This window comes from Streptomyces sp. NPDC051064 (assembly GCF_044455985.1).
Classification (GTDB): Bacteria; Actinomycetota; Actinomycetes; order Streptomycetales; family Streptomycetaceae; genus Streptomyces.
This window is the reverse complement of sequence record NZ_JBITFK010000010.1, coordinates 211029-233971: the sequence shown is the minus strand read 5'-3', so window position 1 is coordinate 233971 and position 22943 is coordinate 211029. Positions and strand designations below refer to the sequence as shown.

20 protein-coding genes and 1 tRNA gene are annotated in these 22943 nt (G+C 69.8%); 14 read left to right on the top strand and 7 right to left on the bottom strand.

From position 1 onward, the window contains the following. Positions 1–24 precede the first annotated feature (24 nt). Entirely contained in the window at positions 25–1602 is a 1578-nt protein-coding gene (locus ACIBCU_RS31840; protein ID WP_362928010.1) for a cation acetate symporter, read from the top strand. A gap of 124 nt (positions 1603–1726) precedes the next feature. On the opposite strand, the gene ACIBCU_RS31835 is transcribed toward ACIBCU_RS31840, so the two are convergent. Then, on the bottom strand, positions 1727–3187 hold the full coding sequence (locus tag ACIBCU_RS31835; protein ID WP_399235667.1) for an MFS transporter: 1461 nt from the start codon (positions 3185–3187) through the stop codon (positions 1727–1729). A 175-nt stretch (positions 3188–3362) separates the two neighbouring features. Here ACIBCU_RS31835 and ACIBCU_RS31830 point away from each other — a divergent pair, with 175 nt between their 5' ends. Then, positions 3363–3818, top strand: coding sequence for a MarR family transcriptional regulator (locus ACIBCU_RS31830; RefSeq protein WP_362927820.1), 456 nt, complete (start codon positions 3363–3365; stop codon positions 3816–3818). A gap of 27 nt (positions 3819–3845) precedes the next feature. On the opposite strand, the gene ACIBCU_RS31825 is transcribed toward ACIBCU_RS31830, so the two are convergent. From ACIBCU_RS31825 to ACIBCU_RS31815, 3 genes are all read right to left on the bottom strand, one after another. Further along, on the bottom strand, positions 3846–4745 hold the full coding sequence (locus ACIBCU_RS31825; protein ID WP_399235664.1) for a cellulose-binding protein: 900 nt from the start codon (positions 4743–4745) through the stop codon (positions 3846–3848). Between the two features lie 204 nt (positions 4746–4949). Further along, the gene (locus ACIBCU_RS31820) at positions 4950–7424 is read right to left on the bottom strand and encodes an SUKH-4 family immunity protein (protein WP_399235662.1); all 2475 of its coding nucleotides are present in this window, start codon (positions 7422–7424) and stop codon (positions 4950–4952) included. Continuing rightward, positions 7421–8398 (bottom strand): SMI1/KNR4 family protein, encoded by a 978-nt coding sequence (locus ACIBCU_RS31815; protein ID WP_362927823.1) that lies wholly within the window; start codon positions 8396–8398, stop codon positions 7421–7423. The genes ACIBCU_RS31820 and ACIBCU_RS31815 overlap by 4 nt, the downstream gene beginning before the upstream one ends. A 238-nt stretch (positions 8399–8636) precedes the next feature. Here ACIBCU_RS31815 and ACIBCU_RS31810 point away from each other — a divergent pair, with 238 nt between their 5' ends. Next, positions 8637–9158 carry a YwqJ-related putative deaminase gene (locus tag ACIBCU_RS31810; RefSeq protein WP_362927824.1) on the top strand — a complete coding sequence of 174 codons (522 nt, stop codon included), beginning with the start codon at positions 8637–8639 and terminating at the stop codon, positions 9156–9158. An 8-nt stretch (positions 9159–9166) separates the two neighbouring features. Further along, positions 9167–9676: an SUKH-3 domain-containing protein gene (locus tag ACIBCU_RS31805; protein WP_362927825.1), complete on the top strand. Its 510-nt coding sequence runs from the start codon at positions 9167–9169 to the stop codon at positions 9674–9676. 7 nt (positions 9677–9683) lie between these two features. Here the strand turns inward: ACIBCU_RS31805 and ACIBCU_RS31800 are convergent, their stop codons facing one another. Beyond that, positions 9684–10997, bottom strand: coding sequence for a histidine kinase (locus ACIBCU_RS31800; protein WP_362927826.1), 1314 nt, complete (start codon positions 10995–10997; stop codon positions 9684–9686). 155 nt (positions 10998–11152) lie between these two features. Here ACIBCU_RS31800 and ACIBCU_RS31795 point away from each other — a divergent pair, with 155 nt between their 5' ends. From ACIBCU_RS31795 to ACIBCU_RS31765, 7 genes are all read left to right on the top strand, one after another. Then, positions 11153–12016 (top strand): hypothetical protein, encoded by an 864-nt coding sequence (locus ACIBCU_RS31795; protein ID WP_399235659.1) that lies wholly within the window; start codon positions 11153–11155, stop codon positions 12014–12016. 15 nt (positions 12017–12031) lie between these two features. Then, positions 12032–12103 (top strand) — tRNA-Gln (locus ACIBCU_RS31790). Positions 12104–12210: 107 nt separating this feature from the next. After that, a complete protein-coding gene (gene glmU / locus ACIBCU_RS31785; RefSeq protein ID WP_399235656.1) occupies positions 12211–13659 on the top strand; it encodes a bifunctional UDP-N-acetylglucosamine diphosphorylase/glucosamine-1-phosphate N-acetyltransferase GlmU in 1449 nt (482 codons plus the stop codon). 120 nt (positions 13660–13779) lie between these two features. Beyond that, the gene (locus ACIBCU_RS31780) at positions 13780–14757 is read left to right on the top strand and encodes a ribose-phosphate diphosphokinase (RefSeq protein WP_099177314.1); all 978 of its coding nucleotides are present in this window, start codon (positions 13780–13782) and stop codon (positions 14755–14757) included. A 199-nt stretch (positions 14758–14956) separates the two neighbouring features. Then, the gene (locus tag ACIBCU_RS31775) at positions 14957–15535 is read left to right on the top strand and encodes a 50S ribosomal protein L25/general stress protein Ctc (protein ID WP_362927829.1); all 579 of its coding nucleotides are present in this window, start codon (positions 14957–14959) and stop codon (positions 15533–15535) included. 114 nt (positions 15536–15649) lie between these two features. After that, positions 15650–16243, top strand: coding sequence for an aminoacyl-tRNA hydrolase (gene pth / locus ACIBCU_RS31770; RefSeq protein ID WP_399235652.1), 594 nt, complete (start codon positions 15650–15652; stop codon positions 16241–16243). Between the two features lie 75 nt (positions 16244–16318). Further along, positions 16319–16789 carry a hypothetical protein gene (locus tag ACIBCU_RS31765; protein WP_362927831.1) on the top strand — a complete coding sequence of 157 codons (471 nt, stop codon included), beginning with the start codon at positions 16319–16321 and terminating at the stop codon, positions 16787–16789. Between the two features lie 24 nt (positions 16790–16813). Here the strand turns inward: ACIBCU_RS31765 and ppc are convergent, their stop codons facing one another. Then, positions 16814–19543 (bottom strand): phosphoenolpyruvate carboxylase, encoded by a 2730-nt coding sequence (ppc, locus tag ACIBCU_RS31760; RefSeq protein WP_399235650.1) that lies wholly within the window; start codon positions 19541–19543, stop codon positions 16814–16816. Between the two features lie 327 nt (positions 19544–19870). Between ppc and ACIBCU_RS31755 the strand changes: the two genes are divergently transcribed. The 3 genes from ACIBCU_RS31755 to ACIBCU_RS31745 all read left to right on the top strand — a co-directional run bounded on the left by ACIBCU_RS31755 (position 19871) and on the right by ACIBCU_RS31745 (position 22081). After that, entirely contained in the window at positions 19871–20857 is a 987-nt protein-coding gene (locus tag ACIBCU_RS31755; RefSeq protein ID WP_362927833.1) for a fatty acid desaturase, read from the top strand. Further along, positions 20854–21540, top strand: coding sequence for a TetR/AcrR family transcriptional regulator (locus ACIBCU_RS31750; protein WP_362927834.1), 687 nt, complete (start codon positions 20854–20856; stop codon positions 21538–21540). The genes ACIBCU_RS31755 and ACIBCU_RS31750 overlap by 4 nt, the downstream gene beginning before the upstream one ends. Positions 21541–21640: 100 nt before the next feature. Further along, the gene (locus tag ACIBCU_RS31745) at positions 21641–22081 is read left to right on the top strand and encodes a Uma2 family endonuclease (protein WP_399235648.1); all 441 of its coding nucleotides are present in this window, start codon (positions 21641–21643) and stop codon (positions 22079–22081) included. A gap of 4 nt (positions 22082–22085) precedes the next feature. Here ACIBCU_RS31745 and ACIBCU_RS31740 read toward each other — a convergent pair whose 3' ends face one another. Then, a complete protein-coding gene (locus ACIBCU_RS31740) occupies positions 22086–22883 on the bottom strand; it encodes a trans-aconitate 2-methyltransferase (RefSeq protein WP_399235646.1) in 798 nt (265 codons plus the stop codon). Positions 22884–22943: the final 60 nt, after the last annotated feature.

The window sequence follows — 22943 nt, the reverse complement described above, 5'->3', positions numbered from 1 at the left end:
GGGTTCGACGAGTCGGCCCGGACGATGTCCCTCACCGCGTTCATCGCCGTCGCCAGCATCACCCTGCTGCTCTGCGTCATGACCGGACCCGACCGCGACGACCTCGATGCGTTCTACACCGGCTACCGCGCCCTCTCGCCTCTGCGGGGCGGCCTCGCCATCGCCGGGGACTACCTCTCCGCCGCCACCGTCCTCGGCACCACCGGAGTCATCGCCCTCACCGGCCACGACGGCCTCGTACTCGCGCTCAGCACGGCGCTCTCCCTGGTCCTGCTGATGTTCCTGCTCGCCGAACCGCTGCGTAACGCGGGCAGGTTCACCATGGGTGACATGCTCACCCGCCGGGCCCCCGGCCGGGCGGCCCGCATCGCCTCCTGCACCGTCACCCTCGCCGCCCTGCTGCCCCTGATGGTCGTCCAGCTCGCCGGCAGCGGCGATCTGCTCGCCTTCATCCTCGGCTTCGACAGCTCCGGCTTCCGCACCGGATCCATCATCGCCCTCGGTGTCGTCATGATCGGCTACGCGGCCATCGGCGGCATGAAGGGCACCGCCCTGATCCAGATCATGAAAACCCTCGCACTCCTGGGCGCGGGGCTCCTCGTCTCCGTACTCGTCCTCGGCCGCTTCGACTGGGACACCGGCGCCCTGCTCCGCGCCGCCGAGAGCGGGAGCGGTGCGGGCGCCGCATATCTGCACTCCGGCCTCCAGTTCGGCGGCAGCGACCTCGACATGATCAGCAGCGAACTGACCGTCGTGCTCGGCGCCGCCTGCCTGCCGCACATCACCATGCGGATGACCAGCGTCCGCAACGCCCGGGCCGTCCGCCGCTCCCTGTCCTGGGCCGTCTGCGTCACCGTCGGCATCTGCCTCCTCCTCACCGTCATCGGCTTCGGAGCCGCCGCTCTCGTCGGAGGCGAGCGCATCACCGCCGCAGGAGCCCAGGGGAACAGCGCCGTCCTCCAGGTCACCGCCGCCGTCGCGGGCGGCGGCAGGACCGGGGCGCTCGTCGTCACCACCATGACCACGGCGATCTTCCTGACCCTGCTCGCCTCCGTCGCCGGAATGATCCTGGCGTGCGCCAACTCGCTCGCCCACGACCTGTTCGCCCACGGCCGGCGGACCGCGCGGCCGATGAGGCCCCGCACCGAGATGGCCACGGCCCAGGCCGCGGCGGTCGGTGTCGGAGCACTCGCCGTCGCCCTCGCCGTCCTCGCCCGGCACTGGAACGTCCAGGCGCTGGTGACCCTGTCCTTCTGCGTCGGGGCGTCCGCCATCGCCCCGGCGCTCGTCTACAGCATGTTCTGGCGCCGCTTCACCCGCACCGGGCTGCTCTGCACCCTCCTCGGCGGCACCGCCTGCGTGTTCGTCCTGATCACCGGTACCGACCTCGTCTCCGGCTCCCCCGGATCCGTCTTCCCCCACCGCGACTTCAACTGGTTCCCGCTCACCACGACCGGCCTGGTCTCCATCCCCTTCGGCTTCCTCGCCGGGTGGCTGGGGACCATGTACGGCAGGGACGCGGACCCCGCCGGGCAGCGCCGCCAGTACGAGGCCGTCGAACCCTGGATCCTCGCGGGAGCCCCGCCCGCGGGGCGGCGGTGACACGGCCGTGAGGTGACGGCCCCGGCCGGCGGAAGAACCGGGCCCGCGACGGCGGACCGCCCGGCTCCGGGCCCCCGGAGGGGCCGGAACCGGGCAGTCAGGTCCGGATGGGAGCGCGCCGGGGTCAGCCCTTGGCGGCGGCCACCTCGGGCGCGGCGGCTGCGTCGGCCTGCTCGACGGCGCCGTCGGCGGGACGGCGAAGAGCCGGGATGAACGCCGAGATCACCACGGCGACCAGCGCGACACCGCAGCCGAACATCAGGCCGGTACGGAACCCGGCCTCGGAGGTGAAGCTGTAGCCGGCCGTCTCCGTGGTCATCTGGGCGAGGACCGCGCCGATCACCGCGGCGCCGATCGATGTGCCGAGCGAGCGCATGAGGGTGTTGAATCCGTTGGCCGCGGCCGTCTCGGACACCGGGACCGAGCTCATGATCAGGGCGGGCATCGCACCGTAGGCGAGGCCGACGCCGCTGCTGCTGACCATGAGGAACAGCATCAGCCCCCAGGCGGAGCCCATCAGGAGGATCCCCAGCCCGTAGGCCCCGGCGATCACCAGCACACCGCAGATCAGCGTGAACTTCGGGCCGCGGGAGTCGGTGAGCTTCCCGCCGAGCGGGGAGATGACCATCATCATCAGGCCACCGGGGGCCATCCACAGACCCGCCGCGAGCATCGACTGGCCCAGCCCGTAGCCGGTGGCCTCGGGGAACTGCAGGAGCTGCGGCGCGATCAGCATGCCGGCGTACATGCCGAAGCCGACGAAGAGCGACGCGAGGTTGGTGATCAGCACCCGGGGACGGGCCGTGGTGCGCAGGTCGACCAGCGGGTCCTTGGTCCCCAGCTCCCAGAAGCCCCAGACGAGAAGCACCACGACGGAGGCGACGAACAGGCCGATCGTCGTCGTGGAGGTCCAGCCCCACTCGGCGCCCTTGGAGACGGCGAGGAGCAGGCAGACCAGGCCGACGGCCAGGCCGAGGGCACCGGGGATGTCGAAGCGCTGCCCCTTGGCGGCGGCCGGGACGTCCGGGATCAGGAACCAGATCAAGGCGAAGATGATGAGGGCCAGCACGGCGGAGCCCCAGAACAGCACCCGCCAGTTGGCGTACTGGGCGACCGCCGAGGCGATCGGCAGACCGAGGGCGCCGCCGATGCCGAGGGAGGCGCTGACCAGGGCGATGGAGGAGCTCATCTTCTCCTTCGGCACCACGTCACGCAGCAGGGCGATGCCGAGCGGCACCATGCCCATGCCCATCCCCTGCAGACCGCGCCCGATGATCATGGGGACGACGGTGGACGCGAGCGCGCACACCACCGACCCGACGACCAGCGGCACCGCGCACACGAGGAGCATCCGGCGCTTGCCCAGCAGGTCGCCCAGCCGCCCGGAGACCGGCACGCACACGGCCGAGACCAGCAGGGTGACGGTGATCACCCACGCGGCGTTGGAGGACGTGGTGTCGAGGAGCTTCGGCAGCTCCGCGATGAGCGGGGTGACCAGGGTCTGCATGACCGCCGCCACGGTGCCCGCAAAGGCGAGCGTGGCGATCACACCGCCTGATCTGGCGGTCGGCTGGGGGGCATCCATGAGGATGGAACTCCTTGGGGTCGGGGCGCACGTCTCGTTGTGCCGAGTAGCGATGTGCATCGTACATGCCCAATGTGTCATGCACGTTATGTGTTCAGTACACATCCCATGAGAGCATGGAACCACCGCCGGAGCGACGCGCGATCGGCCCGGTGCGGAACAGGAGGCGGCAGGCATGGCCGGACCCACGGACGACGTGGAGTACGAGCAGATGCTGCTCTGGCGCCACGACCTCGCCTACCACCGGGGCGGCCGCCACGAGAACGCCCTCCTGGAACGGAGCGCCTACGTCCTGCTCAGCCGCATCCGCGTCCAGGGACCGATGTCCATCGGCGAACTGAGCGACGCCTTCGGCCTCGACGCCTCCACCCTCAACCGCCAGACCGCCGCCGCGACCCGCGCCGGACTGACCGAGCGCATCGCCGACCCCGAGGGCGGCATGGCCCGCAAATTCCGCATCACCGACAAGGGCGCCCGCCTCCTCGACGAAGAACGCGAACGCGTCGTACGCGCCCTGGACCAGGTCATGCACGACTGGCCGGACCAGGACATAGCCGCCTACGCCGCCTACCTCAAACGCTTCAACACCGGCATCGAGCACGTCTCCAAGCGCCCCTGGCCACGCCCCTGACCCGGCCGGCCCGCAACGAGCGCCCCGTCACTCCCCCACGGGATCCGCCCCCGCACGCCCCGTGAGCGCCGCCAGCGAATGACGCACATGCGCCATGTGCGCCTGCACCTCCTCGCGGCCCTCCTCGTGCTCCCGCAGGATCCGCTCCGTCTCCCGCACCACACGCTCCTCCGCCATCCTGGCCCCCGACAGCAGCTCCGCCGCCCGCGCCTCCGCGTCCTCCTGACCGTGCCGGGCCGCCTCCTCGGTCTCCGCGAGCTCCCGCCTCGCCCGCTCGAGCAGCGCCTCCCCATGAGCCGTCAGCTCCGCCTCACGCTCCGCCGCGGCCGCCTCCGCACGGGCGATCTCACCCTCCGCCGCCTTGCCCCGCTCGGCATGCTCCTGCTCCTGGTGCGACAGCACACCCGCCGTACGGCGACGCGTACCGGCCATCTCCGCCTCCGCCGCCCCACGCACCTCACCGGCCTCCTGGCGCGCCTCCTCCACCAGCGCCCCGGCACCCTCCCGCGCCTCCGCCAGTACCTCCTCCGCACGGGCGTCCGCCGCCGCCCGCACAGCCCCCACCTGCTCACGCGCCGCCTCACGGACCTCCCGGCCCGCCACGTCCGCCGCGTCCCGCAGCGCCTGCGCCTCCTCCAGCGCCGCACCCCGTGCCGCCTCCGCCTCGGCCTCCGCCAGAGCCAGAATCTGCTGGGCACGCTCCCCCAGCGACTGATACGTCTGCGGCGCGAGCGAGGCCACCACCTCACCCAGCCGCGCCGCCTCCGCCGCCAACTCCTCGGCCCGCACCGTCAGCAGGGCAAGCCGCTCCAGAGCCCCGTCCCGCTCCGCCGACAGCGACGCCACCATGCGGTCCACCTGCTCAGGACGGTAACCACGCCCCCGAACACCGACAAAACCGTGCGCGGACACCGGTCCACCACTCATCCCTGAAGCCCTCTTTCCCGCTCGCCGACTCCACGACCATGAAGCAATACGTCAAGGATGCGGTAATTGGCCCGGAAGTCGGAATCGATCAGCTGCATTCAGGACGGAAGCGACCCGCATCACAGAACTCCACACAAAAGGCGCCCACCCCATCACGGGACGAACGCCTCTCGTACACAACGGATCACATCCGACCGGACCGCATCACAGCAGCCCGTCCCACATCTGCTCCAGCAGCACCGACCACCAGCCCTCCGGCGACGCCAGAGCCGCCGGATCGATCGCCACCAACTGGGCCTGGAAATCGACCGTCCAACGACCCGCCTGCTCAGGATTCAACCCGAACCGCAACCGCCACATCCGGCCCAGCAACGCCATCGACCGCACGAACTCCGGCAGCCCCGTGTTCACGAACTGCGGCGGAACAGGCTGACCACCCGGACCCGCCTCCACCGGAACAGCCACGATGTTCGCCGTCCCGTACTGCACACAGATCGCCCGGCCGAAGTCCGAACCCATCACCAGATACGAACCCGCGTCCGACGCGGGCTGCACCTGCCGCTGCCCCGCCAGCTCCGCCAGCGTCGGCACCACAGGATGACCCGGCTGCGCCCAGAAGAACGGCCCGAAATCAGCGGGCAGCCCCGCCCACACCAGCGTCCGCGCCACCACCTCGGGCACACCCTGACGGGACACCGCCCGCTGGTCGAACCGCAGCACACCGGGACCGAACGCCCCGTGCAGCTCCTCCGCCAGCGCCTCCGGAGGCACAGCCGGCGCAGGCGGCATCTGCGGCAGCGGCGCCCGCACCGGAGCCGGCCGCGCCGGACCGTCGGCCACCTGATGCAACTCACCCTGATGCGTCAGCAGATGCTGCATGCCCTGCTGCCGGCTCGCATGATCCGTACCGTACGGCGCGACACTCGTGATCCGGACCTGCGGCCACGTCTCCCGGATCATCCGCGCACAGTAACCACCCGGAAGCTCACACGACTCCAGCTCCGTATGCAGCTCGATCACCTGCTGCGGCGGCACACCCATCCCACGCAGCTCATGCAGCATCTGCCACTCCGGATGCGGAGTACCCGGCGCCGAACGCCGGATCAGCTGCTGCTCACTGCCGTCGGCCGCACGGAAACGCAGCACGGCCTGATAGCCCGGACCGACCGTCGGCAGGCCCACCGGCTGCTGCGGATAGCCGTACGCCCCAGGAGGCGGCGGCGGAGTGTGCGGACCCGGCGCCCCGGGAGGACCAGGAGGACCGGGCGGCTGCGGCGCACCCGGACCGACGTGCCCCGGACCCGCCAGCATCGTCGCGGCATGGTGCACCCCGCCACCCGGAGGCGGCGGCGGAGGACCGGGCGGCGGCGTGGAGCCAGGAGGAGGCGGCGGAGGCGGCGGCGTCGCACCCGGAGCACCCGGAGCACCCGGAGGGCCGGGAGGAGCAGGAGGACCCGGCGGGCCCGGAGGACGCGGCGCGTTCGGCCCACCGATGCTCGCATCGGCGAACATCGTCGCGGCATGATGCAGCCCGCCACCCGGAGGCGGCGTGGAACCAGGAGGCCCGGGCGGAGCAGGAGGACCAGGCGGCCGCACACCCGGAGGCGGCGTCTGCGAGACCAGCTGCGTCGGCACATAACCACCCGCCGGCGCACCCGGCGCACCGGGCCCGGAAGGCGGCGGAGTCACCCCCGGCCGCGCCCCCGGCACACCGGGCGCCCCGGGCGGCGGCGGAGTCGTCGACCCCGGCCCCCGAGCACCCCGCGGCGGCACGACGGCCTTACTCGTCGCCGCATCCGCGATGTCCCCCGCCCCGCGCCCAGGACCGGCAGGAGTCGACGCGCCGGGCGCCGGAGCCGAAGGAACAGCGGGCGCAGGAGGCCCCGGAGGCGGCGCCTGCGGGTCCAGCCCGGGCACCACCGCCGTCGGCGGCAGCTGACTGCCACCCGACATCAACGCCGTGGGCGCCTCCGCCGAAACGACCGGCGGCGGAGTCCCGTCATCGTCCGACCCCGAGAGCGGCGGCGCGAACACCGTCGCGGGCAACGGCACACCGCCCTCGTCCGCACCCGCGTTCGTGTCCGTACCCGCCCAAGGCGTCGCCCCGGCAGGCACCCCGTCGTTCGCCGTCGGCTCATGATCCCGCTGCCCACCGGCAGCCGGCCACGCCGACCCCGAACCGGCACCGGCCGGCGCGGGAACAGAAGGAGAAGGAGAACCAGGAGCCGAAGGCGGCGCGGGAGCGGCGGGCGGCGCGGGAGCAGCAGGCGGCGCGTCCCCCTCCGCACGCCGATCCGCAATCCCCAGCTTGTCCGCCGCCTCCTGCAACCACTCCGGCGGCGTCAACAAGAACGACGTCTGATTCAGATCAATACGCTGCGGCGGCTCCGGAGCAGCCTCCGCCTCCGCGGAAACCCCGTAATCCTCCTCGTACCGCCGAATCACCTCACCCACCGGCAACCCCGGCCACAGCGTCGCCTCACCACTGTCCCGGGCGATCACCAGCCGCTGACGGCCCCCGTCCGAAACAGGACCCTCCGCACGGTCCTCGGCCCACACCACGAAACCCAGCTCGAACTCACGGACCCGGACCTCACGGTGCTGATACGCGGGCACGTCACCGTTGACCCACTCATCCGCCCGCTCCTGCGCCTGCGCGAACGTCACCACCGCGCTCACCCCTCCACCGGGACGGCCCGCGCGAAGCCACCGTCCACCATCAGGTTCGCCACCGTCTCCAACTCCGGCGGATTACCCGCCAGACGCTGGAGGAACGCATCGAAATCCTCACCGCACGGCAACAGCAGCCGGTCCACCCGCTCCTGCACACCCCAGCCGTCCTGATCCCGCGCATCGTCGTACGCGCAGAACCACACCGACCCCACGCCCTCACCACGCACCTTCACCGCCAGGATCCCGCCCTGGACAAAACCCACGCCCAGGAAATCCTTCGTGAAGTGATCACGCAGACACTTGTTCACATACACCAGGTCATTCACAGCGGCTTCCTCACGCACCGTGAAGAACGGCTGATCCACCAGCAGACCCAGCTCCGCGTCCAACGCCGCACCCACCGGAGCCGAACCACCGGCCGCCTTCAGGAACGACCTGTACGCCCCCGGAAGGCGATACCCCAGATCCTCCTCGACACCCTGGATCTGCTGCTCACCCACCGCCACAGACCCCTTCGGCAGCCGGAAATGAGCAGGCCGCGTCTCCTGCAACGGCCGCGTGCCCCGACGGTTCTGATCCACCGAAGTCGTCGCCAGACCACCGTGATGACGCAACAACGCCTTCACCTCGACCGGCACCAACTCCATCCGCCGGCCACCCGCCACGTGATGCCACGTCCACCCGTGCGGAGTCGCCACCGCCGGAATCGTGTCCCACAGCTCATGACCGCTCGCCGCCAACGCCGCGTTCGCCGACACGTAATCCGTCAGCCGCAACTCGTCGACACCGAACCCCGGAGGCGGATCCGCGATCTCCGCGGCCGCACGCGCATACGGCGAAAGCACCGGAAAGCCGTTCCCGTCCACACGCACACCCCTGGGGTGGCGGGACGCCCGGACAGGATCCGGGAAATGCACGACCTGCCCGGCATAGGCCGCATTCGGTGGCGCGGCTTGCTGCCCGAGCCGACCTGTCGTCATGGCGGTTGCCCCCTGCTGCGTCTGGTGTTCCGCACAGCCTATGCGGTGACGCAACAACGCCCCCCGCCCCCGGCACCCCACTCACCGAACGTCACCGAGGCGTGACGGACACGCGACAACAGAGCCACCCGCCCACGACACGCAGACACGTTTCCCCCACCCAGCTTCCCCACCACCCTGCATATTTGGCAGGCTGTCCCCGCAACTCGGGGGGATTGCAGGGAGGGACACCAGCACCATGCACACAGCACAAACAGTCACACCCGGAGACCCGCGACTCAGCTGGAGCACCACCGAAACCGACAGAGCACCCCACCTCCGCCACCGCCGCGACGGCATCCTGCCCGCGGTGGCCGCAGCCCTGTCCGTACGCGGAGAAACACTCACCTGCACCGCGGGCAAAGGCGACCAGCCACCCGTCCTCCACCCACTCGTACAGGACTTCCTCGACACCCTCACCAGCAACCAGCGCGAACGCTTCACCGGACGCTGCCCCGAAGCCATACTCCTGTCACGACAGCTCACCGCAGCCGACGACAGCCGCTCCAAACGAGCCCAGCGCAAACCCCTCACCAACGGGGAAGCCCGCCGCGCGCTCAAACACGCCCGCCTCACCGCCCGCCGCATCCGCGAGGACGGCGACCCCCTCCACGGCAGCTACGCACCCCCCTGCCGCTCCTGCACCGAGATGCTCGCCCACTTCGGCGTACGCCCCGTCGACCTCACCACCGGTGCGACGACCACCGCCGAGAAGGGCTGAACCCCACCATGCACGACCTGCCCGGCCAGCAGAACCGCACCTCCACCACCCGCTTCCCCGTCGCCCTCGACGCCGCACTCCGCGACGCCGGATGGCAACCCGGCCGCTGGGACATCCGACAGGCAGAGGAATGGGCCGACGCCCTCCGCTCCCACGCCTCCCCCGCCGGCCACCAGCACGCCGTCTTCCCCGCAGCCGTCGAAGCCTGGGCCGAATTCGGCGGACTCCACATCACCTCGTCCGCCCCCGGCCGCCACATCGCCACCACCACCGTGCACATCGACCCGCTCAGCGGACTCCACCTCGCACGCACACTCGGCGACCTCGGACGCGCACTCGAAACCGAAGTCGCCCCCCTCGGCCAGGAAGGCGACGCCCAAGCAGTCCTCGCCATCGACAACGAAGGACGCGTCTACTCCATCGACCACACCGGCGACTGGTACCTCGGCTCCGACATCGACCGCGCCCTCGAAACCCTCATCACCGGCGTACAGCCCACCCGCCTCACCTCAGGCTGACAACGCCCTACGCCGCCCCACCGTCCGGCAGCACCGCCGACACCCGGAAACCCCCCGCGTCCGTCGGCCCCGACACGAACACACCCCCCAGCCCCAGCACCCGCTCCCGCATCCCCACCAGACCGTTACCACCACTCGGCAGCCCCGCATCCGCCGTCACACCGTCCGTCGGACCGTTCTCCACCTGCATCGCCACCTCCACCCCCCGATACGCCAACCGCACCCACGTCTTCGCACCCGCCGCATGCTTGTGCACGTTCGTCAACGCCTCCTGCACCACCCGGTACGCCGTCTGCTCCACCTCCGGTGCGTACGGACGCAGCTCCCCCTCCACCGACAGCTCCACCGTCATCCCCGCCTCACGGGACTGCGCCACCAGCGCCTCCACCTCACGCAACCGCGGCCCGTCCTCAGCCACCGCAGCCGCGGCAGCAGCAGCCGCCCGCCCCACCGAGGCCAACGGCACCCGCCCCGCCGACGGAGCCACCAGAGCATCCCCGCTCCGCAGCACCCCGAGCATCTCCCGCAACTCCGTCAACGCCTGCCGGCCCATGTCCCCCACCAGCGCGGCGTTACGCACCGCCTTCGCCGGATCCTTCGGAGCCACCGCCTGCAACGCCGCCGCGTGCACCACCATCAGACTCACCCGGTGCGCCACCACGTCATGCATCTCCCGCGCGATACGGGTCCGCTCCTCCGTACGCGCCCACTCGGCCCGCTCCTCCGCCCGGTCCGCCAGCAGCGACAGCTCCCGCTCCAGCGAATCCGCGCGCTCCCGCAGGCTCTCCATCAGCCTGCGCCTCGCCCCGATGTAGAGGCCGAAGAGCACCGACGGCGCCGTCAGCCCCAGCGACATGAAGAGCGACATCACCGGGGCATACCAGAACGGCCCGAAATCGGCGTGCTCACTCACGCTCTGCCGCAGCCGCACATACGACACGATGAACGTGCCGACCAGCGTCATCCCCGTCAGCACCACCGTGATCCTGCGCGGCACATCGGAAGCCGCCAGGGTGTACAGCCCGACGATCCCCATCAGGAAGCCCATCTCGGCCGGCGTCGTCGCTATCGACACCAGGACCACGGCGATCGGCCAGCGCCTCCGCAGCACCAGCACCGACCCCGCCAGCAGCCCGAACAGCACCCCCAGCGGCACCGGCAGCCCGGTCTCCCCGGCGAACGCCACCCCCTCCAGCGCGCACTCCAGCGCCGAAACCAGCGCCAGCCCCACGTCCAGGGCGACACTCCGCCGCCGCTCCCACCACCAGTAGCCGCGGGTGGTCGGACCCGCCGCTTCCCGGTCTGCCCCCGTTGCGGTCATGGCATCCAGCCTACGGGCGGACGCATCCCATTTTCCGGCGACTCCGTCAGCACGGAAAGTGGCCGGTCACATCGCAAAGGCGGGTAGATCGCACGATCCGGTGAACCGAGCACCCTTTCGACCCGGACGTCCGCATTCCGGACGACGCTGCTCGTATGACACATGCCAGTGGCAAGTACGCGGACTTCGAGGGACTACGGGAGCGGGCGGTCGCGCTGCGGCGGGAGGGGCTCAGCCGACGCCAGATCCGCGACCGTCTATACGTCGACAACAACGACATCCTGAACCGCCTCCTGGAGGGCGAGCCCGCCCCGGAGTGGACGAAACGCCCCAACGCCAAGGACGACCTACGCGCGAAGGCCCGGGAGCTGCGACTCAAGGGGATGACCTACGACCAGATCCAGGTGGAGCTGGGGTGCTCGAAGGGGTCGATCTCGCTGTGGGTGCGTGACCTTCCGAAGCCGGAGCGCAGCCGAAGCGCCGTCGAGCAGGCACGGCTCGCCGGGCGCATGCGCTGGGATCACGAACTGGCCGTGCGCGACGACGAGCGGCAGCGGACAAAGGCCGCTGCGAAGGCGGAGATCGGCGACCTCACGGACCGGGAGCTTCTGCTTATCGGCGTGGGTCTCTACTGGTCCGAGGGAACGAAGGACAAATCGTACGACCGCCGAGAGAACCTCACGTTCGTCAACAGCGACCCGGGCATGATCGAGACCTATCTGGCCTGGCTGGCCGTGGTGGGGGTCACGCCCGACCGCATCTGCTTCCGGGTCATGATCCACGAGACAGCAGACGTCGAGGCCGCCGAACGCTACTGGGCGGAACTCGTGGGCATCGACGCCTCCGCCCTCCGCAAAACAACGCTGAAAAAGCACAACCCCAAGACCTCACGGAAGAACACCGGCGAGACGTATCGCGGGTGTCTGGTGATCCGTGTTTCCCGAGGTGCGGAGTTGTACCGTCGAGTTGAGGGCTGGTGGCGCGGAATCGTGGAACAGGCCCAACTCCACCTCAGGTAGGGTCTGACGCAGTGATCCGCCGTGGGGTAGCGGCATCCCGCAGGCCTTTGGAGCCTTGAGACGCTGGTTCGAATCCAGCCGGCGGAGCCCACGCATCGGGCCCCGACCTCACGGTCGGGGCCCGCGCTCGTTTCCTGCACAAAAGCCCCCGGTATCCTGCGGATGTCCACCACCCGAAGCCGAAGGGCACATCCGTGAGCGCCACCAGCCCGGCAGCCGTCGTCGTCCTCGCAGCGGGTGAGGGCACCCGCATGAAGTCGAAGACCCCCAAGGTCCTGCACGAGATCTCCGGGCGCTCGCTCGTCGGACATGTCGTCGCCGCCTCCCGTGAGCTCGACCCCCAGCACCTCGTCGTCGTGGTCGGCCACGCCAGTGAGCAGGTCACCGCGCACCTCTCCGCCGGGGACACCCCCGTACGGACGGCCTTCCAGGCCGAGCAGAACGGCACCGGCCACGCGGTCCGGATGGGCCTGGAGGAGCTCGGCGGCTCCGTGGACGGCACCGTCATCGTCGTGTGCGGGGACACCCCGCTGCTCTCCGGCGAGACGCTCTCCGCGCTGGCCGCCACCCACACGGCCGACGCGAACGCCGTCACCGTGCTGACCGCCGAGGTCCCGGACTCCACCGGCTACGGCCGGATCGTCCGCGACGCGGCCACCGGCGCGGTCACGGAGATCGTCGAGCACAAGGACGCCACCGACGCGCAGCGCGCGATCCGGGAGATCAACTCCGGGGTCTTCGCGTTCGACGGCCGGCTGCTCGGCGAGGCGCTCGGCAAGGTGCGTACGGACAACAGCCAGGGCGAGGAGTACCTCACCGACGTGCTGTCGATCCTGCGCGAGGCGGGTCACCGCGTCGGCGCCTCGATCGCCGGCGACCACCGGGAGATCCTGGGCATCAACAACCGGCTCCAGCTGGCCGAGGCAAGGCGTCTGCTCAACGAGCGACTCCTGGTGCGCGCCATGCTGGCGGGCGTGACGGTCGTGGACCCGGCCTCGACGCTGATCGACGCGACGGTGACGTACGAGCGTGACGCGGTCGTGCACCCGGGGACGCAGCTGCTGGGCGCGACGCACCTCGCCGAGGATGCCGAGGTGGGCCCGAACTCCCGGCTGAAGGACACGGTCGTCCACGCGGGCGCGCGGGTGGACAACACGGTCTCGGACGGCGCCGAGGTGGGCCCCGGCGCGTCGGTGGGGCCGTTCGCGTATCTGCGGCCGGGGACGCGGCTGGGCGCGAAGGCCAAGGCGGGTACGTACGTCGAGATGAAGAACGCGACGATCGGTGAGGGCACGAAGGTGCCGCACCTGAGTTATGTCGGGGACGCGACGATCGGTGATCACACCAACATCGGTGCGGCGAGCGTGTTCGTGAACTACGACGGGGTGGCGAAGCACCACACCACGATCGGGTCCCACTGCCGGACCGGGTCGGACAATATGTTTGTGGCGCCTGTCACGGTCGGGGACGGCGTTTACACGGCTGCCGGTTCGGTCATCACCAAGGATGTGCCGGCGGGTTCGCTGGCCGTCGCACGGGGCCAGCAGCGGAATATCGAGGGCTGGGTCGCCCGGAAGCGGCCCGGGAGCGCAGCGGCTCAGGCCGCTCAGGCCGCGTCGCAGGAGTCCGACGGCGAAAGCTGACCGGAAACAGGTGCGCCAAAGGCGGCGTACCGTGATACATGCTCACCCATTTCGGCTGGCTCGTCGCACATCGGGACACATGCTGCGCGGGGCCAGATACACGTCTGAGGAGACTGTGCTGTGACCGGGATCAAGACGACCGGCGAGAAGAAACTGATGTTCTTCTCCGGCCGCGCCCACCCCGAGCTGGCCGAGGAGGTCGCGCATCAACTGGGTGTCGGCCTCGTGCCGACGAAGGCCTTCGATTTCGCCAACGGTGAGATCTACGTGCGTTTCCAGGAGTCCGCCCGTGGCGCCGACTGCTTCCTGATCCAGAGCCACACGGCTCCGATCAACAAGTGGATCATGGAGCAGCTGATCATGCTGGACGCGCTGAAGCGCGCGTCGGCCCGGTCGATCACGGTGATCGTGCCGTTCTACGGTTACGCCCGCCAGGACAAGAAGCACCGTGGCCGTGAGCCGATCTCGGCTCGCCTGATCGCGGATCTGATGAAGACGGCGGGTGCGGACCGCATCCTCACCGTGGATCTGCACACGGACCAGATCCAGGGCTTCTTCGACGGTCCGGTCGACCACCTGTTCGCGCTGCCGATCCTGGCGGACTACGTGGGTGCGAAGGTCGACCGTTCGAAGCTGACGATCGTCTCTCCGGACGCCGGCCGTGTGCGTGTCGCCGACCGTTGGTGCGACCGGCTGGACGCTCCGCTGGCGATCGTGCACAAGCGTCGTGACAAGGACGTGCCGAACCAGGTCAGCGTCCACGAGGTCGTCGGTAACGTCGAGGGCCGGGTGTGCGTGCTGGTCGACGACATGATCGACACGGGTGGCACGATCTGTGCCGCTGCGGACGCCCTGTTCGCGCACGGTGCCGAGGACGTCATAGTGACCGCCACGCACGGTGTGCTGTCGGGTCCGGCCGCGGACCGTCTGAAGAACTCGAAGGTCTCGGAGTTCGTCTTCACGGACACTCTGCCGACCCCGGGTGAGCTGGAGATCGACAAGATCACGGTGCTGTCGATCGCGCCGACGATCGCGCGTGCGGTGCGTGAGGTGTTCGAGGACGGTTCGGTGACGAGCCTCTTCGAGGAGCAGGAGTGATCACCTGCGGGTGATCGACTTGGGGCGCGGCCTCCCCGCCGGGTAGACTGGATTAGTTGCTCGGCGAGGGAGGCCGTTCTCATGCGCAGGCGTGGGGCCGGTTGTCCGTTATCGACGCGCTCTTCGTAGCAGGCCTGTCGTGGGCCGGGTGACCATCGGTTTTTCATCACCTTTCGAGTCACCCTACGAGGAGTGCAGCATGGCTGAGATCAAGCTCGACGCAACGGTCCGTACGGAGTTCGGCAAGGGCGCTGCCCGTCGTACGCGTCGTGCCAACCTGGTTCCCGGGGTCGTCTACGGCCACGGTGCTGAGCCGGTTCACATCAGCCTTCCGGGCCACGAGCTGCTTCTCGCTCTGCGTACCGCGAACGTCCTGATCGGTCTCGAGATCGACGGCAAGGACGCGCTGGTGATCCCGAAGGCCGTGCAGCGTAACGCCATCAAGGGCAACATCGAGCACGTCGACCTCCTCACGGTGAAGCGTGGCGAGAAGGTCGAGGTCGAGATCGCGGTGCACGTCGAGGGTGAGCTGGCCCCGGGCGCCAACCTTCTCGAGTACGTGCAGAACACGCTGCTCGTCGAGGCCGAGGCGACGCACATCCCCGAGTCCGTCACGGTCTCGATCGCGGGTCTGGACGCCGGTGACTCGATCCTGGCCAAGGACATCCCGCTGCCCAAGGGCTCTGTGCTCGCCGGTGACGAGGAGGCCGTCGTGCTCCAGATCGTCGCCGCTCAGGCCGAGGAGGCCCCCGCCGAGGAGGCTCCGGCCGAGGCCTGATCCTCGCCGCACCTGCTTGACTGACGGGGTGGCGGTTCCCTTCCGGGGGTTCCGCCGCCCCGTTTCCCTGTGTTTCGACCTGTTCCGTGCGCACTGCGAGGAGACCGAGCTCTGATGTCCGACGTCACCGACCCCTGGCTGATCGTGGGTCTCGGCAATCCTGGCCCTGGGTACGCGGCGAACCGGCACAACGTCGGGTTCATGGTCGCCGATCTACTGGCGGAGCGGATCGGTGGGAAGTTCAAGCGGGCGCAGAAGGCGCAGGCGCAGGTGCTGGAGGGGCGGGTGGGTCCGCCTGGTCCGTCGAGTCGTCGTGTGGTGCTGGCGAAGCCGATGTCGTACATGAATCTGTCGGGTGGTCCGGTGACGGCGTTGCGGGATTTCTACAAGGTGCCGTTGGATCATGTCGTGGCGGTGCACGACGAACTGGACATCGATTTCGGGATGTTGCGGGTGAAGTTGGGTGGCGGTGACAACGGGCACAACGGGCTGAAGTCGATGACGAAGGCGATGGGTCCGGGTTATCACCGGGTGCGGTTCGGGATCGGCCGGCCGCCGGGGCGGATGCAGGTCGCTGATTTCGTGCTGAAGGATTTCTCGTCGGCGGAGCGCAAGGAGCTTGCGTATCTGGTGGACCGGTCGGCGGATGCGGTGGAGTCGTTGTTGGAGGAGGGTTTGGAGCGGGCTCAGTCCGCGTACAACTCCTGACATTTCTGCTGCTTCTTGGGTGTTTTTCGGCCCTAGGTTGACCGCCGGCTGGGCTCTGCCCAAGGATCGGCCCCCATGAAGCGGAGTTCCTCCCACCGGCTGGTGGCCCATGGCCGTACGTTCGCGGCGGGCTGTGTCGTCCTGTTGCTGCTGGTGGCGGGTGTGTGGTCGTCGTGGGAGAGCGCGCACCACATCGTTCTGGCGAAGGGCCGTGAGCACGGGACGATGGCGGTGACGTCGTGCGGTGAGGACGCGTGCACGGGGTCGTTCTCGCCGGACGCGGATGCGCGGAAGCGGTCCGAGGTGACGATCGAGCGGTCCGTGGCGGTGAAGAAGGGGGCTCGTTTCCCCGTTGTGGTGAAGCCCGGCACCGGTGATGTCGTACGCACCGGGACGCCGGGTTTTCTGCATGCCTGGGTGCCGTTGGGTGGTGCGCTGGTGCTGGCCGCCCTGGTGATCGGTGGGGGTATGCGGCTGACGCGGACGGCGTGGGGTGCCGGGTTCGCGGGTGCGGTCCTGTTGCTGGCGACGTTCATCGCGCTCTGACAGGACCGCACCCGCTCATGGGGGTCAGCCGGTGTTGCGGAGGCCTGCGGCTACGCCGTTGACGGTGAGCAGCAGGGCGCGGGCGAGCAGCGGGTCGGCTTCCTCGCCGCGTTCGGCGGCCTGGCGCTGGCGGGCGAGGAGGGATACCTGGAGGTAGGAGATCGGGTCCAGGTAGGCGTCGCGGATGGCGAAGGTCTGCTGGAGCACCGGGCTGGTGCCGAGGAGTTCCTTGCTGCCGGTGACCTTGAGGACTTCCTGCACGGTGAGTTCGTGTTCGGCCTCGATGTCGGCGAAGACGTGCTTGAGCTCGTCGGGGACGAGGGTGTCGACGTAGTGCCGGGCGATGCGCAGGTCGGTCTTGGCGAGGGTCATCTCGACGTTGGAGAGGAAGTTCTGGAAGAAGTGCCACTGGTCGTGCATTTCTTCGAGGACGGTGCCGAGGCCGGCTTCGCGCAGGGCCTTGAGGCCGGAGCCGACGCCGTACCAGCCGGGCACGATCTGCCGCGACTGGGTCCAGCCGAAGACCCAGGGGATGGCGCGCAGGCCGTCGAGCGAGACGCCCGAGCCGGGGCGGCGGGAGGGCCGTGAGCCCAGGTGCAGGTCTGCGAGCTGGTCCACCGGGGTGGAGGCGAGGAAGTACGCGGGCAGGTCCGGGTCCTCGACGAGCTTGCGGTAGGCGGCGTGGGCGGCGTCGGAGACGGTGTCCATGGCCGCGTCCCAGCGGGCGAGGGCTTCGTCGGACTGGCGGGGCGCGGTGTGCAGTGCGGAGGCCTGGAGGGTGGCCGCGACGGTCAGTTCCAGGTTTTCGCGGGCGAGGGCGGGGATGAGGTACTTGTCGGAGATGACCTCGCCCTGCTCGGTGACCTTGATCTCGCCTTCCAGGGTGCCCCAGGGCTGCGCGAGGATCGCGTCGTGGGAGGGGCCGCCGCCGCGGCCGACGGTGCCGCCGCGGCCGTGGAAGAGGCGCAGGCGTACGCCGTAGCGGTGGGCTACGTCGCGGAGGCGGCGCTGGGCTCGGTGGATCTCCCATTGGGAGGTGGTGATGCCGCCGAACTTGGAGGAGTCGGAGTAGCCGAGCATGACCTCCTGGACGTCGCCGCGGAGGGAGACGAGGCGTCGGTAGGAGGGGTCGGCGAGCATCTCGTCGAGGATGACGTCGGCGGCCTTGAGCTCGTCGGTGGTCTCCAGGAGCGGGACGATGCCGATCTTGGCCCAGCCGCCGTGGAGGTCGAGGAGTCCGGCTTCGCGGGCGAGGACGGCGGCGGCGAAGACGTCGTCGGCGCCTTGGCACATCGAGATGATGTAGGACTCGATGACTTCGGGGCCGAAGCGCTCGAAGGCCTGCTTGATGGTGTGGAAGACGCCGAGGGTCTTCTCGCCGGCGGCGTCGAGCGGGGCCGGGGTGGGGGCGAGGGGGCGGCGGGAGCGGAGCTCCTTGGCGAGGAGCTTCTGCCGGTAGTCGCGGGGCATGTCGTTGTAGCGCCAGGATTCTTCGCCGAGGCGGTCGAAGAGCTGGCCGAGTGCGTGGTGGTGGGCGTCGGCGTGCTCGCGTACGTCCATCGTGGCGAGCTGCAGGCCGAACGCGGAGAGCGTGCGGATCGTGCGGTCCATCCGGCCGTCGGCGACGATGGCGCCCTTGTGCTCGCGCAGTGAGGTCTGGATGAGGGCCAGGTCGGCGGTGAGCTCGGCGGTGCCGAGGTAGTCGCAGCCGGGGCGGTGCGGGGTGCCGGAGGCGAGGCGCTCGCGGGTGTTGACGAGCTTCTGCCGGATGCAGGTGGCCTTGAGCCGGTAGGGCTCTTCGGCGTTGAGCCGCTTGTAGCGGGGGCTGATCTCGGGGAGTCGTTCCAGGTCGGTCTGGAGGGAGGTGAGGAGCTCGTCGGTGGCTCCGGTGTAGCGGATGGAGTTGGAGAGGAGTCCGCGCAGTTCGTCGACGAGTTCGAGGGCGTCGGTGATGCCGTGTTCGTGCTGGAGGATGAGCACGTCCCAGGTGACGGCGGGCGTCACGTTGGGGTTGCCGTCGCGGTCGCCGCCGATCCAGGTGCCGAAGGTGAGGGGGCGGGTGCCGGCGGGCAGTTCGACGCCGACGCGCTCCAGCTCGGCGGCGAGGTCTTCCAGGACGTCGCCCACGGCGTTGGCGTGGAGCTCGTCGAGGTAGTAGATGGCGTTGCGGGCTTCGTCGGCGGGCTCGGGGCGGACGACGCGGAGCTCGTCGGTCTGCCAGATGAGGTCGATGTTCTCGGCGAGCCGGATGTCCTGGCGGCGCCGGTCGGCCTCGATGACGGGGGTTTCGAGGAGTGCGGCGATGCGGCGGAGCTTGTTGAGTACGGAGCGCCGTGCGGCTTCGGTGGGGTGTGCGGTGAAGACGGGCCGGACGTTGAGGTTCTTGACCGTCTGGCGCAGGTGCTCGGGGTCGGCGTCCTTGAGGCGGTCGGCGGTGCGGGCGAGGAGCCCGCCTTCGGCGGCCCGGCGGTCGCGCATCTCGTGGGCGCGGTGGACCTGCTCGGTGACGTTGGCGAGGTGGAAGTAGGTGGAGAAGGCGCGCACGAGCTGTGCGGCGGTCTCCAGGTCCGTGTCGCCGAGGAGCTCGGCTGCTGCCTCGCCGTCGGTGCGGGTCAGGGCGCGGACGCGTTCGACGAGGTCGAGGAGGTGCTGGCCCTCCTGGCGTACGAGGGTCTCGCCCAGGAGGTCGCCGAGGCGGCGGATGTCGGCCCGCAGTTCGGTGGTGGCGGCAGGGGTCTGGTCGGCACTGCTCACAGTGTGCGGCTCCTTGCAGTGGTTGAGCACGTCTGTCAGGGGGGCCGGGGCGCTCGCGGTGCTGACGGGTCACCCCGGTTGTGCGGAGTGCGGACCGCGCTGTCCGACGCTCCCAGGATAGGTGTCCGGGGGTTCGGCGTGCTCGCTGCCCTGCTGGGTGGTCCCGATCGGGGGTACACGAAGGGCGGAGGCCGGTTCGCACAAGGGTTGCCACGGTGGTGTCCTCGTGTTGCGGGCCTCTTCGCTGCCATACTTACGTTGCCGTAGGTTACGGAAGCGTAGCCCGCTCATACCGTCATATTTCCTCACCTCACGGGGGACTCCCCAATGCCCACCAGCCCCGATGTGATCGACGACGGCCTGCCGACCGCGGCAGGCGACTCCGCACTCTCCTCCGCCACGCTCGGCGGCGACAAGAAGCGTTCGGTCGAGCAGATCGCGCTGCTGCTGTTCATCGTGGTGCCGTTCGCGGCCCTGGTCGCGGCGGTGCCGCTGGCCTGGGGCCGCGGTGTCAGCTGGCTCGATCTGGGTCTGCTGGTCGTCATGTACTACTGGGGCTGCCACGGCGTGACGATCGGTTTCCACCGTTACTTCACGCACGGTTCGTTCAAGGCGAAGCGTCCGCTCCGTATCGTCCTGGCCGTCGCGGGTTCGATGGCGGTGGAGGGTCCGCTGGTGCGCTGGGTGGCCGACCACCGCAAGCACCACCGGTTCTCCGACGCGGAGGGCGACCCGCATTCGCCGTGGCGGTTCGGTGAGAACTTCCCGGCGCTGCTGAAGGGGCTGTGGTGGGCCCATATCGGCTGGATGTTCAACGAGGAGCAGACGCCGCAGCAGAAGTACGCCCCGGACCTGGTCAGGGACCCGGCGATCCGTGCGATCTCGCGTCACTTCCTCAGCTTCACCATTCTCTCGCTGGCGATTCCGCCGCTGGTCGGCGGTCTGGTCACGATGTCGTGGTGGGGTGCGTTCACCGCGTTCTTCTGGGGCTCGCTGGTCCGGGTCGCGCTGCTGCACCACGTGACGTGGTCGATCAACTCGATCTGTCACGCGGTCGGGAAGCGGCCCTTCAAGTCCCGCGACAGGTCGGGGAACGTGTGGTGGCTGGCGGTGCTCTCGTGCGGTGAGTCGTGGCACAACCTGCACCACGCGGACCCGACGAGCGCGCGGCACGGGGTGATGCGGGGCCAGATCGACTCGAGTGCGCGTCTGATCCGCTGGTTCGAGAAGCTGGGCTGGGCGCACGACGTCCGGTGGCCGGATGCTTCGCGTATCGCCTCCCGGCGCAAGGCCGCGGCCGCCGACCCGGCATGATTGACGACGTGGCGACCGACGGAAGTACCAGCGGCGAGAAGAGCAGGACTGCCCCGACGAGAAGAGCCCGGCGGGTCCGGATGACGGGCAAGGAGCGCCGCGAGCAGCTCCTGGACATCGGCCGCACCCTGTTCGCCGACAAGGGCTTCGAGGGCACGTCGGTGGAGGAGATCGCGGCGCGTGCCGGGGTCTCCAAGCCGGTGGTGTACGAGCACTTCGGCGGCAAGGAGGGCCTGTACGCCGTCGTGGTCGACCGTGAGATGCGCCAGTTGCTGGATCTGGTGACGGGGGCGCTCACCGCGGGTCATCCGCGTGAGCTGCTGGAGCAGGCGGCGTTCGCGCTGCTCGACTACATCGAGACGTACACGGACGGTTTCCGGATCCTGGTCCGTGACTCGCCGGTCGCGCAGTCCACGGGCACCTTCGCGTCGCTGATCAGTGACATCGCGACGCAGGTCGAGGACATCCTCGGCCTGGAGTTCAAGGCCCGGGGCTTCGACCCGAAGCTGGCGCCGCTGTACGCGCAGGCCTTGGTGGGGATGGTGGCGCTGACGGGCCAGTGGTGGCTGGACGTACGGAAGCCGAAGAAGGCCGAGGTCGCCGCCCACCTGGTGAATCTGGCGTGGCACGGGCTGGAGAACCTGGAGTCGAAGCCGCGGTTGATAGGCCACCGGAAGAGCTGATCGCACCGGTCAGCGCGTGATCACTCGTTGTGATGACGGAGTCGCGAACCGGCCTTTACTGTGGTGGTGCAGGACCAGAATCCCGTCCGTGGGAGGAACCATGACCGCCGAGCCGATCACCGGGCGCAGCAGCCGCCGGCCGGTGCCGCCCCAGGACGGATACGCCGTGGACGACCTGTTCACGCTGCCCGATCTCCCGCCGCACACGGAGTTGCTCGACGGAGACCTGGCCCTTGCGAGCCCGCAACGACTGACCCGTTTCGAGGCGGCGGACGTCCTCCTCGCCGTCGAGGTGGTCTCCCCGGACTCCGAGGCGCGCGACCGCGACACCAAGCCGCAGAAGTACGCCTCGGCGGGCATCCCGAACTTCTGGCTGGTCGAGATGGCAGGCAGCGACCGGCACCCGGTGGTGCGGGTCTACGAGCTGGACCCGGTGAACAAGACGTACGCCCTGACGGGTATCCACCACGACCGGCTCAAGACCGGCGTTCCGTTCCCCGTCGACCTCGGCATCTCGCCGGAAGCTCTCGATCGGCTCTGAGCGGTCATCCGGCGGTCCTGGCCACCGCGAAGATCCGGCGGAACGGGAAGACCGTGCCGTGCGGGCCGGCCGGGTAGGCGGTGCGCAGCAGGTCGCGGTATTCGGTGAGGAACGCGTCGTGGGCCTCGGGGTCGTCGGCGAGGGCGTCGAGGACGGGGCGCAGGCCGGTGCCCTTGACCCAGTCGAGGACGGGGTCCTCGCCCTGGAGGAGATGCAGGTAGGTGGTCTCCCAGACGTCGACGGCCCGGCCGGGTGCGGTGAGGTGCTCCAGGTAGTCGGCGGGGGTGTGCACGGCGTCCGAGTGGCGCAGGAGGCCGCCGAGGCGGTCGTGCCAGCGGGGTGAGTCGGCGAGTTCACGCATGAGGGTGTGGCTGGGGGCGTCGAAGTTGCCGGGGACCTGGAAGGCGAGGGTGCCGCCGGGGGCGAGGGCGTCCAGCCAGTGAGGGAAGCGGGCGGTATGGCCGGGGACCCACTGGAGCAGGGCGTTGGAGACGATGAGGTCGTACGTCTCGGTGGGCTCCCAGGTCGCGGCGTCGGCTTGGGCGAAGTCGAGGTGGGGCCCGGCGTGGGTGTGGGCGCGTTCGAGCATCTGGGGTGAGCTGTCGTAGCCGGTGATGCGGGCGCCCGGCCAGCGGTCGCCGAGGAGGGCCGTGACGTTGCCGGCGCCGCAGCCGAGGTCGGCGATCCGGGGTGCGGGTTCGTGCGGGAGGGGTCCGGTCCGGGCCAGGAGGTCGTGGAAGGGGCGGGTGCGGTGGTCCGCGTGGCGGAGGTACTGCCGGGGGTCCCAGGTGGGTGCTGTCATGAGGTCAGGATCACCAGGAGAATCTCTTGATGTCAAGACACTTGAATTCAAGAGACTTCA